Raw genomic sequence first — 13,673 nt, 5'->3', positions numbered from 1 at the left:
AGGAGGTTTATCATATGATTTATAACTGGAGGGCTGCAATTGGAGTAATTGCTCCTACAACAGGTGTTGCAATAGAAATGGATTTTCACAGGTTTGCGCCCGAGGGGGTTGCTGTGGTGACCAACAGGATTCCTTTTTCCGGCAATCCGACACCGGAGGAACTGATGGACATGGTATCTTACTTAGAAGAATCCGCACGTATATTCAGGCCGGAGGTGCCCTTTGACGTGGTTACCTTTGGCTGTACATCCGGAAGCCTTGTGGGAGGAAGCGGATTTGATAAAAAATGCATAGAGGCAATTGAGAAGACCTGCGGATTCCCGGGACTTACCACCAGCACTTCTTTGCTGGATGCATTTAAGGCCCTGGGCGCGGGAAACGCAGCCGTGGTGACCCCGTATCCGGATGAGACCAATGTGTTGGAGAAGAAATTCCTGGAGGATAACGGCGTCCATGTGACAAACATCAAGGGCATGACGTCTAAGCGGTGCAGCCTGGATGAACTGAGCGACAGGCCCCATGACATTTACCAGCATGTTAAGAACCTGGATTTGACAGGCGCGGACAGTATTTTCATAAGCTGTACAGGGATGAATGTCCTCGATATCATTTCCACCATTGAGTCCGACTTCGGCCTGCCTGTGCTTACCAGCAACCAGGTAACGCTTTGGGGCGCCCTTAGAAAGGCAAGGGTGGGGGATAAGATTCCATATCTTGGAAAATTATTTACAATATAATAGTACTCAGTCACTGGGCGGAGGGAAATATGTCAGATATAGAGAAATTGATGAAAGCAAAAATAGCCTGCGTGGAAACAGGAATTGAGATAAAGAGGACCTTGTGCGACATCTGCTGCCCGGTCATGCATTGCGGCGTTGATGCGTATGTAAAAGATGGAAAAATCATCAAAATAGAGGGAACTAAGGAACATCCCCGCAGCCACGGTAAGCTTTGCACAAAGGGCGCGGGCGGCAGGCAGTATGTGTACCGGGAGGACAGGCTGAAGACTCCCCTTAAAAGGGTAGGCGAGAGGGGCGAGGGCAGGTTTGAACCTGTTTCCTGGGATGAGGCATACAGGATCATTGCAGACAATCTGCTGAAGGTAAGGAAGGAATACGGCGCGGACAGTGTTGCGTTCTTCTCCGGGTATACGAAATGGTACCGCCAGTATCTGCACCGTTTTGCGTATTCCTTTGGAAGCATTAATTATGGTTCTGAGTGCAGCACCTGTTTTAAGGCAAGCGAGATGGCCTGGGCCGCAACCGTGGGACTTGATTCGCAGCCGGATATGGAGAACTCCAATGTAATCCTGGGATTTGCCTTAAATGGATTCCACTCCAACCATCTGTTATCCAAACGGCTTCTCCGTTTAAGGGAGCAGGGAAAGAAATTCATTATCATTGATCCCAGGAAGACTCCTGCCACGAAAAAGCTTGCGGATATCCATCTTCAGATCCAGCCTGGAACCGACGGGGCCCTTGCCCTTGGCATGGCCAACCTGATTATACAGAATAACTGGCATGACAAGGAATACATAGAGAAATACACATATGGTTTTGAAGAGTATGCGGAATATGTCAGTCAGTTTGACCTTGCAACAACAGCCAGGCTTACGGGATTAAAGGAAGAGGATATCTATGAGGCCACGAAACTGTACGCAACCAATGGTCCGGCTTCCATTATGGAGACATCCTGTTCCATTACCCATCACACAAACGGCTTCCAAAATTACCGGGCCATGATCTGCTTAAATGGACTGACAGGCAACTTCGACCGTCCTGGCGGCCAGATCCCGGAACAGTCCACATTCTATGATATGCCTGCTGGTTTCAGGATGTATGAACATGAGTATTATCTGGATGTGCAGCCGGACAGGAAGCATGACGCTGTAGGCTGCAGGAAATTCCCGCTGTGGAGTAAATTCATGGATGAAATGCAGGCAATGGATTTATCCAGACAGATATTGGAAGGGACGCCATATCCCATTAAAGCCGTATACGGGGCGGGAATGAACATGAAAATCTTCCCGGACACAAAGAAAATGGCGGAAGCCTTAAAGTCGCTGGACTTTTTCGTGGATGTTGACCTGTTCATGACATCCACTGCCAAATATGCGGATATCGTGCTTCCTGCCTGCACCTCCTATGAAAGAGGGGAGTTCAAGGCGTATATCGGAGGATATGCAACCTACACCAAACCGGTCATAGAACCCCTGTACCAGTCCAAAAGCGATGTGCAGATACTAAAGGAACTGGCCGATGTGATGGAGCTGGATGATGAACTGCTGCGGCAGGGCTATGATGCGGAAATCAACTATATGATCCGCGATTTAAGCTTTACCATTGATGACCTGAAAGCCAGTGACCTGCCAATCAAGGTAAAGGAGGCAAGGGAAGCGGAACCGGGAGAATTCACAAAGAACGGCATGGGAACGCCTACTGGAAAGTTTGAGTTCTATTCCAACTACATTGCGGAATTTAAGGATATGGGATTAAGCCCCATTCCCACGTACTCAGGCACATTAGACGATGAGGACATGGACCGGAAGGAATACCCCTTTATCCTTGTGACCGGTTCAAGGCTGCCCAACGCCATCCATTCCAGGATCCATAACCTTGCATGGGCCAGGAGCTTAAGGAAGGATCCCATGGTGGACCTGAACCTGGAGGATGCCAGGGATATGGGAATTGAAAAAGGGGATATGGTTGAAATCCAGACCATTACAGGCAGTATCCGGATGAAAGCCAACCCATCAGTGAAAATCCGCAGAGGGGATGTGCAGCTGTACCACGGGTATACCGAGGCCAATGCCAATGACCTGATTGGAAGCAGGCATACAGATCCATACAGCGGATTTCCAGGATTTAAGTCCAGCAGATGCAGGATTGTGCCTGTGCCATGTTCGTAGAAAGCCGGGAGGATGAGACATGAAACAAAAAACAGCGGTCGTTGGGTTTGGCTGCGCAGGCTACCACGCGGTCAAGGCCATGAGGGAACACGGCTATCAAGGTGAGATTGACGTATATACGGATACAGCATGGACGCCGGGTAATCCCATGCTGACTACATATTACATATATGGAAAGATTGGCAGGGAAGGGACCCGTCCATTTGGGACAATCGGGGAAATCCAGAAAAAGTATCCTATTCATATAGAATCTGTCATGGTTAAAAAAGTATTATCTGAGGAAAAGGCAGTACTGACAGATGGAGGGGAGAAACGGTTCTATGACCAGATACTCATTGCCACCGGGGCACGGGCTTTTGTCCCGCCGGTTCCGGGCGCTGGTGGCAGGAATGTATATTCCATGCGTACCATGGATGACGCCATGCTGGTTAAGGAAGCGCTGGAGGCAGGGACCATAAGAAGTGCGGTGGTGGTAGGAGCATCCATGGTGGGAATCAAACTGGTGGAATTATTCCATGCAAAGGGTATAAAATGCACGCTGGCTGATATGGCCGCCGGCATTTTCCCTGTATCGGCAGTTCCCCGGATTGCTGATGAAATTGAGCAGCGGTTAAAGAACATGGGGGTGGACCTTGCCTTTTCAAAGGCCCTGCAGTCCATAGAAGACAGGAATGGGATGAAGCAGGTGGTATTTGCAGACGGCAAAAGCATATCTTGCGACATGGTCATGATGTGCATCGGAACCAGGGCCAATACCCAGGTGGCAGATGGGAAAATCATGGTTAACAGGGGAATCGTGGCAGATACGTCCATGAGGACCAACATGCCGGATATCTATTGCGCCGGGGACTGCTGCGAGGGTGTTAACCTGCAGACAGGACAGACACAGATCATCGGTATATGGGATAACGCTGCCAGACAGGGCAGGACGGCCGGGGCTAACATGGCCGGAGTTAAAACCGTATATCCCGGAAACCTCCTTCACAATATCACCCATTTCATGGGAATGGATTTCATTGGATACGGGGATGTGAAAAGTGAAGGGGAGGAATTTGTCTACGAGAACAAAGAAAAGGGGCAGAAGTTTGTTGTCATTGTAAAGGACGGCGTTCCGGTCTGCATGAATTTCCTGGATTCCTACGGGGCAAGCGGTGTGCTTAAATCCTATATGCTGGGGAAGCTGGCAGGCAGGAAAGAGGGCCTAAGCCCGGTGGCAAGGGTACGGATGATCCGGGAAGGGGTTCCGGAAAAGCTGATTGATCTTTTGATGAAGGAAAAGGAGAATGACAATGGGGAAAGTAATTGACCTTGATTTTCATAAATGCTCTGCATGCGGAGCCTGCGCAGTGGCATGCATGGACCAGAACGACCTGGATGTGACAGGCGGCGTATCCCCCTTCCGTGTGGTCTGCGACCTGGAGGACAGGGATGGGGAGTATGAGTATTATTCCATTGCCTGTTTCCACTGTGACGATGCGCCCTGTATCACGGCATGTCCCTGTAATTGCTTAAGCAAGGATGAAGAGACCGGGTTCACGGTATATGATAATACCAACTGCATCGGATGCCACAGCTGCGCCATGGCATGCCCCTTCGGAGCACCCTGTTATGGACCGGACGGGAAAATGATAAAATGTGACGGCTGTGCGGAACGGGTCAAGCGGGGGCTTGAGCCGGCATGCGTGAGAAACTGCCCCACAGGAGCGCTGACACTGATGGAGGAACAGGAACTGAAAGAGGTAAAAGTCAACTGCTCCCTGAAGAAACTGATGGCCAGGGCAGATGAGGCGTAATGGGGATTTGAGGACAGGGAGAATATAAAAAATGGAAGGGAAATTCTTATACCTTGACCGTGAGGCGGTAAAGAAATATCTAAGGCCGGAAGATGTCATAAATGCAGTGAAGGGGCTATGGAGCCACTGGAAGGACGGAAGTGTCCGGGAGGGGGACCATGCCTTCCTTCCTGCGGGGGACGAAACTGGCAATGAGTTCCTCCACATTGGGGCCTGCCTTAACATGGAGGGCATATTGGGGTTCAAATGGATTAACATTTACAGGAACCCTGCGCCGGGATATCCATTTAGCCACGGTAATATTGTGGTGGTGAATGATATCAGGACAGGGGCCCTGCGGGCAATTGTAAGCGCAGATGACATCACTGCCATGAGGACCGCGGGCGGACACGGTGTTGTATCGGCCAGGTATCTTGCCAAGGATAAGGTGCGTACATTGTCTGTCATCGGAAGCGGCAGCCAGGCAGTGCAGGGAATCCGCGGATTCCTGACTGAGTTCAAGGAACTGGAATGTATCCGTGTCAATTGCCGGAGGAAGGAACGTTTCCAGGAAATCAGGGAGATGTTCGGGGACAAGGTGCCCCTTGTCCATATGGAGGATATCCGGGAAGCCGTCAGGAATGCAGATGTAATCCTGACAGCCACTAACAGCAAGGACATATTGCTGCGCTGCGATGATATTGAGAAAGGGACCACGGTAATTGCGCTGGACGGATTTATAGATGTGGACCCGGAATTATCCCGCCGGGCTGATAAATGGTTTGTGGGTAACCTGGACACGGACAGAAAAGAAATCGTTGACAGCAAGGAAATGTCCCATGGATTTGAACTGCGCCATGAAGATATCATTGGGGAAGTGGCGGATGTGATCACAGGTAGGCTTCCGGGAAGGGAGTCGGACGATGAGATTATCGTCTGCACCCATATGGGGTCGGGGACTTATGATGTGGCATGTGCATTTGAGGTATATAAAAAGGCATTGGAGGCCGGTGACGGACTGGAGTTGAGGCTGTGACGGCCATGTAAGGGGAGGACGGTGGGAATAAATTAAAGCATGTACCAGTATATCTCTGCTCTTTCGTAGGGCAGGGATTTTTTTGATGGAACTGACAGCTTATTTTAGGATGTTTTTTGGTAGTGGTATGGTAATGGTTTAGAGATGGTTGATGATTTAAGGTGATGGCCTAAAAACAGTCTTGATTATTCCGCGGATATTATGTATAATATGACCACAGATGATTTCATTCCGACATCTGCCTGTGCAGCGGCACAGAGACGGGGATTCTTTCTGAAACCCGTGATTTCCCATTAACAGCATCAGAATAAGGACGCCGTACATTGACAATTTCATAGGATTTGCAGTCTGTTATCCTTACAGGTTGATATAGTACCGGGAGGGATGGTCATGACAGGGAAAAGAAGAGCTAAAAGAAGGGTTAAAAGGCAGGACTGGAAAGCGGTACGGCTGCTGACAGCGCTGCTGGTTATTTTGACATGGACGATACAGTTGGACAGCAGGATGGACTTTGTATACGCCCAGACACAGATGCCGGACAAAGATCCGGTTCTGGAAGGAGACATGCTTTATATCACAAGGAAAATGGAAGCCGGGCCGGAAGCAGCGGGCGCCGGGATCAAGGCGGGACAGGCGGCAGATGCGCAAGCCGGAACAGCGGCGGGCCAGACAGCAGATACCCAGACAGCAGATGCCCAGGCGGTCCCGGATATTCCACCTGAGTCTTATTGGGACAGGAATGGACGCGAGTATGTGCTGGACCACTATGAGGTGAAGGAGATTCCTGGCCATATGGTGGGCAGGGTGTTGGAAAAGCAGGTGGTTTATTCAGATGTAGAAGGCGCGGAAGGACTTCCGGAATCCATTTCCGTCACGGAGGAAGTGTCGGGGATACCGGCAGAAGGGGAATTGTATATACGGGACAGCCGGATTGTAAGGGAAGAATGGCGGGACGGTTTCCAGGCGCCGGTACTGTTTCATTCCTATGGCGCGGATGAATACCAGACAGGCTCCCTGGTCATAAGCGGTGAGGATGTGCTGGCTTCGGCAGTGGAGTCGCAGGAAGGCATTCTGGAGGTCATGGGCCTTTCACCGCAGCAATACCGCATCCATTCCATGACATGGGACGGTGAGGCGTTTGAGGATGAAGATGGGCAGCTATGCCGCAGGGCAATGGCTGAGGGGCAGAAGCTGGTACGTGATTATGAGATTACATATGAGGGGGAGGTGGCGTATATGGAGCCGGTATCTTATGAGATGGAGATGGCCTACCGTCCGGTGCTGCCCTCCCGGGTATGGCTGGATGAGGAAGGGACGGATACCTTGGCGGGGGAGGTGGCGCAGGAACCTTCAACCACAGGGGAGGGTGGTCCGTTGTGGTACTGGGTCCGCAGCGGTTTTGTGATTACGGTGGGCGCAGGGCTTATTGGTATCTGTGCAGGAGTCCTGGCCCTGGCAGTATCCTGGCTCAGGCAGAGAAAGAAGGAGCAGGACCGGAAATATCTTCCGGACAACATAAGCGGTTGAGGCCCAGGGCAGACATGTGTTATACTTTAGGGAGTGAATAAATGAAAAGGAGAACAGATATGACAAATCCGGTATATGAAAAATTAATGAACTGCTATGCCAGTGTAAAGGACAGGCTTCCTTTCAGGCCCAAGGCAGCCCTTATTCTGGGTTCCGGCCTGGGTGATTATGCGGACCAGGCCGAGGTGGAAGGCGTGATTGATTATCATGATATAGAAGGTTTTCCGGTATCAACGGTAGCCGGACACAAGGGGAGGTTTGTATTTGCACATATTAATGGCGTGCCGGTGGTCATGATGCAGGGCCGCGTCCATTATTATGAGGGGTATCCCATGACGGATGTGGTGCTTCCGGTCAGGCTCATGAAGCTGATGGGAGCGGAAATCCTGTTCCTGACCAATGCCGCGGGCGGGGTCAATCATGACTATGCCGCAGGGGACTTCATGCTAATCAGGGACCAGATTGCCTGCTTTGTACCGTCTCCGCTGATTGGGCAGAACCTGGATGAGCTGGGGCCGAGATTTGCTGATATGAGCCAGATATATGATAACAAGCTGTGCGATGTAATCAGGACAGCCGCCAGGGAGCTGGATATCCGGATTCAGGAGGGAGTCTATGTACAGCTGACAGGACCTGCCTATGAAACGCCCCAGGAGGTAAGGATGTGCAGGATCCTGGGCGGTGATGCAGTGGGCATGAGCACTGCCTGCGAAGCCGTGGCGGCCAACCATATGGGGATGAGGGTATGCGGGATATCCTGTATTACCAACCTGGCATGCGGCATGACGGACACGCCCCTTTCCCACGAAGAGGTTCAGGAAACCTCAGACAGGGTGGCTCCCCTGTTTAAGAAATTAGTGTCAGAATCCATTGGAAGAATGGGAATTCTCTAATATTTTAGGAAAAATTAAAGAAAAAGACATAGTAAAATAGTGTTTTTCGTAGTAATATGTATCGTGAGCGCGGCGGGGGCATTAAGCCGCTGCGCCTCAAAGAAAACGCATCATGTGTCAGCAACAGAAAAGAGGAGATTCATTATGAAAAAACACTATTTAGCAATCGCTGTCCTGGCTATGGCCCTTGGTATGACAGCGTGTTCATCAAAGACAAGTGAGACAACAGCAGATACCACCGCAGCTACCACGGCGGTTGAGACAACAGCAGAAACCGATGCATCCGCTGAGGATGAGGAGGAAGACTACTACTATGGTTTTGTCGGGGAAGTGAATGACAAGGTCATAACCGTTGCGGATGACGAAGGCAAGGAAGTCAGGTTTGACGTGTCAGCGGCCAAGGTAGAGGGAGCAGATGCCATTGGAACAGGTGACGAGGTAGAGGTGGCTTACGGCGGCCAGCTGTCAGAAGACGTTACAAAGGCAAAATCAGTGGATATCATTACCTCCGCTGCTGCAGAAGCAGCTGCAGAGGCTGCCGCGGAGATTGACGAGACTATAAGCGGCACCATTGAGAAGGCAGATGACAAGACCCTGACATTGAAGACAGAAGATGGTACATATACCTTCAACACCATCATTGCCCAGAAGGTGACCAAAGACGGTATCAAGGCCGGTGCAGAGGCTGATGTGACATTCTACGGAGATTTAGAGGATGAGGAAGATAAGCCGGTTGCGACTAAGATCGTGACAGAGGATGCCATGGATACGCCGGAGGCAAAGGTGAACGCCCTTACAGGCAAGGTGGTTGAGGTTAAGACAAATTATGTGGTATTAGAGACTGCAGACCCCGATAATACCCTGTTTACCTTTGTTGGCACGGATGGTATGTTTGATAAGCTGAAGGTTGGCGATACGGCCACGGTTGCCTACGAAGGAACCTTGACTGACAAGTCCATTATGGCTACTGGCCTGAAGTAGGTTAAAAAGGCTTTATGATGATTGAAAATGCTGCCCTGGGAATTTTTTCCGGGACAGCATTTTTTAATCAAAAAAAATTAGCACTCACCCCTTGACAGTGCTAACAACATGTGTTATAGTACGACTAGAACAAAGAAAACCGCAGCACAATTCCGATATCCATCCGCGCAGAGGACAGCAGAAAGTGATTTCTGATTACCTGTTGGTTCTGGGGACGGGGATACGAAGAAAGGGGAATGGGCGATGAATATTAATAAATTCACACAAAAATCAATGGAAGCAGTCCAGAACTGTGAGAAGCTGGCATATGAATATGGAAACCAGCAGATAGACCAGCAGCATCTGCTCTACAGCCTCCTGACCCTGGATGACAGCCTGATTCTGAAGCTGATTACCAAGATGGGGATTCAGGGCGACATGTTTACCAATGAGGCTAAGCAGGCAGTGGAACGCCTTACCAAGGTAAGCGGAGGCGGCCAGCTGTATATCAGCAATGACCTGAATAAGGTACTGATTAACGGCGAGGACGAGGCAAAGGCCATGGGCGATGAATATGTGTCCGTGGAGCATCTGTTCCTGGCCCTGCTGAAACATCCGAATAAGGAAATCAAGGAGCTGATGAAGCTCTATAATATAACCAGGGAGACATTTTTACAGACCCTTTCAACAGTAAGGGGCAATCAGAGGGTGGTTTCGGATAACCCGGAAGCAACGTATGATACCCTTCAGAAGTATGGGTATGACCTGGTGGAACGGGCCAGGGACCAGAAGCTGGATCCTGTCATCGGCCGCGACAGCGAGATAAGGAACGTGGTACGTATCCTGTCCCGTAAGACTAAGAACAACCCGGTTTTAATCGGTGAACCCGGCGTGGGCAAGACCGCTGTGGTGGAGGGCCTGGCCCAGCGTATTGTGGGCGGCGACGTGCCGGACGGCCTTAAGGATAAGAAACTGTTTGCCCTTGATATGGGCGCCCTGGTGGCCGGCGCCAAGTACAGGGGCGAGTTTGAGGAACGTCTGAAGGCAGTGCTGGAGGAAGTGAAGAAGAGCGACGGACAGATCATCCTGTTCATTGATGAACTCCATACCATTGTAGGAGCCGGCAAGACAGAAGGCTCCATGGATGCAGGCAATATGCTAAAGCCCATGCTGGCCAGGGGCGAGCTGCACTGCATCGGAGCCACCACCCTCAATGAATACAGGCAGTATATTGAAAAGGATGCTGCCCTGGAACGCCGGTTCCAGCCGGTGCTGGTGGATGAACCTACGGTGGAGGATACCATTTCCATCCTTAGGGGGCTTAAGGAGCGCTATGAAGTATTCCATGGCGTTAAGATAACAGACTCAGCGCTGGTCAGCGCGGCAACCTTGTCGGACCGTTATATATCCGACCGCTTCCTGCCGGATAAGGCCATTGACCTTGTGGATGAGGCCTGTGCCATGATTAAGACAGAGCTGGACACCATGCCCGCTGAACTGGATGAGATGTCCAGGAAGATCATGCAGATGGAGATTGAGGAAGCTGCCCTTAAGAAAGAGACGGACCGTTTGAGCCAGGACCGTCTGGCTGATCTGCAGAAGGAGCTGGCTGAACTGCACGATGATTTTGCAGCAAGGAAGGCACAGTGGGAGAATGAGAAGGCCAGCGTGGACCGTCTCAGCAGCCTGAGGGAAGAGATTGAGGCGGTTAACCGGGACATCCAGGACGCCAAGCAGCGCTATGACCTTAACAAGGCCGCGGAACTGCAGTACGGCAGGCTGCCCCAGCTTCAGAAGGAACTGGAAGCAGAGGAGGAGCGGGTTAAGAACGAGGACCTGAGCCTTGTGCATGAAAGCGTGACCGAGGACGAGATTGCCAAGATTGTCTCCAGATGGACCGGGGTCCCGGTGTCCAAACTGACGGAAAGCGAGAGAAGCAAGACCCTGCACATGGATGAGGTCCTTCATGAGCGTGTGGTCGGCCAGGATGAAGGCGTGGAAAAGGTGACGGAATCCATCATCCGTTCCAAGGCCGGAATCAAAGACCCATCAAAGCCAATCGGCTCCTTCCTGTTCTTAGGACCCACCGGTGTTGGTAAGACGGAACTGGCAAAGGCGCTGGCAGAGGCATTGTTTGATGATGAATCCAACATGGTGCGTATCGATATGAGTGAGTACATGGAGAAGCACTCCGTGGCACGTCTGATTGGTGCGCCTCCTGGATATGTGGGATATGATGAGGGCGGACAGCTGACAGAGGCAGTGCGGCGCAAGCCATACAGCGTGGTACTGTTTGATGAGGTGGAGAAAGCCCACCCGGATGTATTCAACGTACTGCTCCAGGTCCTGGATGACGGACGTATCACGGATTCACAGGGCAGGACCGTGGACTTTAAGAACACGATCATCATCCTGACCTCCAATATAGGGTCCCAGTACCTGCTGGAAGGGATTGATGGCAGCGGGCAGATCCGTCCGGAGGCAGAGACAGCGGTGATGAATGACCTGCGGGTACATTTCCGTCCTGAGTTCCTTAACAGGCTGGATGAGGTCATCCTCTTTAAACCGCTGACCAAAGACAATATCAGCCGGATTGTGGACCTTTGTGTGGCTGATCTGAATAAGCGTCTTTCCGACAGGGAGCTTTCCATCGAACTGACTGACAGCGCCAAGTCATTTATCACGGAGAGGGGATATGACCCGGTGTACGGCGCCCGTCCTCTCAAACGGTATCTTCAGAAACATGTGGAGACCCTTGCGGCCAAGCTTATACTTGGCGACGGCGTGAGGGAAGGCAATACCATCGTGATTGATGTGGCTGAGGATGGAAGCAGGTTGATTGCATATGTGGAATGATCCTTACCCCCGCCGCCTTTTGGGCAGCGGGGGTATATTTTTGGTATAAAGTCAGAATATTTCTAATAATGAAATTTAATTCGGAAAATATTGAAACGCAGGTGAAAAAAACGAGAAAATACCCTAAATTAATGTTGAAAACGTTACTTGCAGGTGATATAATCGTTTCGGCTGAGAAAAATTACAGTTTAGTTACAGGGAATTTAATAGATTAAAAAGGCAGGTAAGAAATGTGAATACCCTTCCCAAAGATCCTAACATTTTATTAAGTTATGTAAATACACAGCTCCGTGACAACTATAATTCTCTGGAAGAGATGTGCCAGGCGCTGGATACGGATCAATCGAATATCATATCTGTGTTGTCAGGCATTGGTTACCGCTATGAGCCGGCTCAGAATTGTTTCCGTTAATCAATTATATATCGGGTAAGAAGCCGGCTTTGTCTGATGGGTTCAGATGAAGCCGGTTTTGCTTCATTGGCATATGGATAAGGGAGGGTTTCTCATGCCGCGTTACAGATATAAGGCAAAGGACATGGAAGGAAATGTTTATAAAGGTGTCATGGAGACAGCGGATGAACGTATTCTTCTTAGGGACCTGCGCGATAAGAATCTTTATTGCTATGAATGCCGCAGCCTGGATTCAGGCATGGCCCTGCGTCCGGCCAAGATAAAACATAAGCTTCTTCCTCCGCTCTGCAGACAGCTGTCAGCCATGCTGGCGGCGGGCGTACCGCTGTCCCATGCCCTGGCGGTCAGCTATGAATCCGCACAGGATGGTCCGCTCAGGGATAACCTGATGAGGCTGAGGGAGAGCATACATAAAGGGAGTACTTTGTTTGAGGCCATGGAGGAGATGCCGGGTGTATTTCCCAACCTTCTGGTCTATATGATACAGACTGGCGAGTCCAGCGGGAAACTGGACGTAATGCTGGGAACAATGGCTGAGTATTATGACCGTGAAGAGGAAATGAATGGTAAGGTACGCGCGGCCATGACATATCCGGTCATTCTGTTGGGCGTTACAATCATGTCATCGGTTTTCATGCTGACCACGGTCCTGCCCCAGTTTGCGTCCATGATGAAGGAACAGGAACTCCCTCTGCTGACACGTGTACTGATGAGCGCAAGCCTTGGCCTGAGAAATCACGGGATGCTGTGTCTGTTACTGCTATTGGTTTTAATTGCCCTGTCCATGGGAGTTCTTATGATTCCTCGGGTCCGGTTAAAAGCTGACCGGGCTGTCCTCTGTATCCCAATAATCGGAACATTATTAAAAACAGTTGAGACATCGCGTTTCGCATCTACCTTTGCAGTGCTTTATGGAAGTGGCGTAGGGATACTGGAAGCCATTCATGCCACGGGACGGGTCATGGGCAATACCTATGTGGAGCAATGCCTGGAACAGGCGGCAGATGGCTTGAAACGAGGGGAAATGCTCTCACAGGTCTTGGCGGGGCTGGATATATTCCATCCGGTGCTCATCTCCATGGTGGTGGCTGGTGAGGAATCAGGCGCCCTTGACAAGGTGCTTGGCGATGCAGGCGGTTATTACCAAAGGGAAGCAGGCAGGGCGCTGGGCCAGATGGTCGCACTTCTGGAGCCTGCCATGATCCTTTTGATGGCATTGATAGTGGGCTCCATTGTCATGGCAGTCATGATACCTGTTTTTCGTATGTACTCGTCCATGCTGTAAGAGGAAACAAATGCCGTTGGGGAC

11 protein-coding genes are annotated in these 13,673 nt (G+C 50.7%); all 11 read left to right on the top strand.

Annotated elements, in window-relative coordinates:
- Window positions 1-14: 14 nt before the first annotated feature.
- On the top strand, window positions 15-737 hold the full coding sequence (locus tag LK536_RS33955; protein ID WP_227794548.1) for a maleate cis-trans isomerase family protein: 723 nt from the start codon (window positions 15-17) through the stop codon (window positions 735-737).
- 29 nt (window positions 738-766) lie between these two features.
- Window positions 767-2,908: a molybdopterin-containing oxidoreductase family protein gene (locus tag LK536_RS33950; protein ID WP_227794547.1), complete on the top strand. Its 2,142-nt coding sequence runs from the start codon at window positions 767-769 to the stop codon at window positions 2,906-2,908.
- Window positions 2,909-2,927: 19 nt separating this feature from the next.
- Window positions 2,928-4,214 carry an NAD(P)/FAD-dependent oxidoreductase gene (locus tag LK536_RS33945; RefSeq protein ID WP_227794546.1) on the top strand — a complete coding sequence of 429 codons (1,287 nt, stop codon included), beginning with the start codon at window positions 2,928-2,930 and terminating at the stop codon, window positions 4,212-4,214.
- Complete coding sequence (locus LK536_RS33940; protein WP_227794545.1) at window positions 4,198-4,701, top strand: 4Fe-4S dicluster domain-containing protein; 504 nt, start codon at window positions 4,198-4,200, stop codon at window positions 4,699-4,701. Before LK536_RS33945 ends, LK536_RS33940 begins: the two co-directional genes overlap by 17 nt.
- Window positions 4,702-4,732: 31 nt before the next feature.
- Entirely contained in the window at window positions 4,733-5,716 is a 984-nt protein-coding gene (locus LK536_RS33935; protein WP_227794544.1) for an ornithine cyclodeaminase family protein, read from the top strand.
- A gap of 390 nt (window positions 5,717-6,106) precedes the next feature.
- Window positions 6,107-7,243 carry a hypothetical protein gene (locus LK536_RS33930; RefSeq protein WP_227794543.1) on the top strand — a complete coding sequence of 379 codons (1,137 nt, stop codon included), beginning with the start codon at window positions 6,107-6,109 and terminating at the stop codon, window positions 7,241-7,243.
- 59 nt (window positions 7,244-7,302) lie between these two features.
- Window positions 7,303-8,136: a purine-nucleoside phosphorylase gene (locus LK536_RS33925; RefSeq protein WP_025484281.1), complete on the top strand. Its 834-nt coding sequence runs from the start codon at window positions 7,303-7,305 to the stop codon at window positions 8,134-8,136.
- Between the two features lie 144 nt (window positions 8,137-8,280).
- Window positions 8,281-9,117, top strand: coding sequence for a hypothetical protein (locus LK536_RS33920; RefSeq protein ID WP_227794542.1), 837 nt, complete (start codon window positions 8,281-8,283; stop codon window positions 9,115-9,117).
- 243 nt (window positions 9,118-9,360) lie between these two features.
- Complete coding sequence (gene clpB / locus LK536_RS33915; RefSeq protein WP_227794541.1) at window positions 9,361-11,952, top strand: ATP-dependent chaperone ClpB; 2,592 nt, start codon at window positions 9,361-9,363, stop codon at window positions 11,950-11,952.
- Window positions 11,953-12,184: 232 nt separating this feature from the next.
- A complete protein-coding gene (locus LK536_RS33910) occupies window positions 12,185-12,364 on the top strand; it encodes a DUF4250 domain-containing protein (RefSeq protein WP_008724044.1) in 180 nt (59 codons plus the stop codon).
- A gap of 94 nt (window positions 12,365-12,458) precedes the next feature.
- Entirely contained in the window at window positions 12,459-13,649 is a 1,191-nt protein-coding gene (locus LK536_RS33905; RefSeq protein ID WP_025484279.1) for a type II secretion system F family protein, read from the top strand.
- Window positions 13,650-13,673 lie beyond the last annotated feature (24 nt).

The organism is Clostridium pacaense (assembly GCF_020709765.2).
Lineage (GTDB): Bacteria > Bacillota > Clostridia > Lachnospirales > Lachnospiraceae > Enterocloster > Enterocloster hominis.
Note: the sequence above shows the minus strand (reverse complement) of the source record. Positions and strands in the feature narration are given on the sequence as shown.

What these genes read in the sequence shown, in the direction of transcription:
- LK536_RS33955 (WP_227794548.1), top strand. Translation starts at nt 15, where the DNA reads ATGATTTATAACTGGAGGGCTGCAATTGGAGTAATTGCTCCTACAACA.
- LK536_RS33950 (WP_227794547.1), top strand. Translation starts at nt 767, where the DNA reads ATGTCAGATATAGAGAAATTGATGAAAGCAAAAATAGCCTGCGTGGAA.
- LK536_RS33945 (WP_227794546.1), top strand. Translation starts at nt 2,928, where the DNA reads ATGAAACAAAAAACAGCGGTCGTTGGGTTTGGCTGCGCAGGCTACCAC.
- LK536_RS33940 (WP_227794545.1), top strand. Translation starts at nt 4,198, where the DNA reads ATGGGGAAAGTAATTGACCTTGATTTTCATAAATGCTCTGCATGCGGA.
- LK536_RS33935 (WP_227794544.1), top strand. Translation starts at nt 4,733, where the DNA reads ATGGAAGGGAAATTCTTATACCTTGACCGTGAGGCGGTAAAGAAATAT.
- LK536_RS33930 (WP_227794543.1), top strand. Translation starts at nt 6,107, where the DNA reads ATGACAGGGAAAAGAAGAGCTAAAAGAAGGGTTAAAAGGCAGGACTGG.
- LK536_RS33925 (WP_025484281.1), top strand. Translation starts at nt 7,303, where the DNA reads ATGACAAATCCGGTATATGAAAAATTAATGAACTGCTATGCCAGTGTA.
- LK536_RS33920 (WP_227794542.1), top strand. Translation starts at nt 8,281, where the DNA reads ATGAAAAAACACTATTTAGCAATCGCTGTCCTGGCTATGGCCCTTGGT.
- clpB (WP_227794541.1), top strand. Translation starts at nt 9,361, where the DNA reads ATGAATATTAATAAATTCACACAAAAATCAATGGAAGCAGTCCAGAAC.
- LK536_RS33905 (WP_025484279.1), top strand. Translation starts at nt 12,459, where the DNA reads ATGCCGCGTTACAGATATAAGGCAAAGGACATGGAAGGAAATGTTTAT.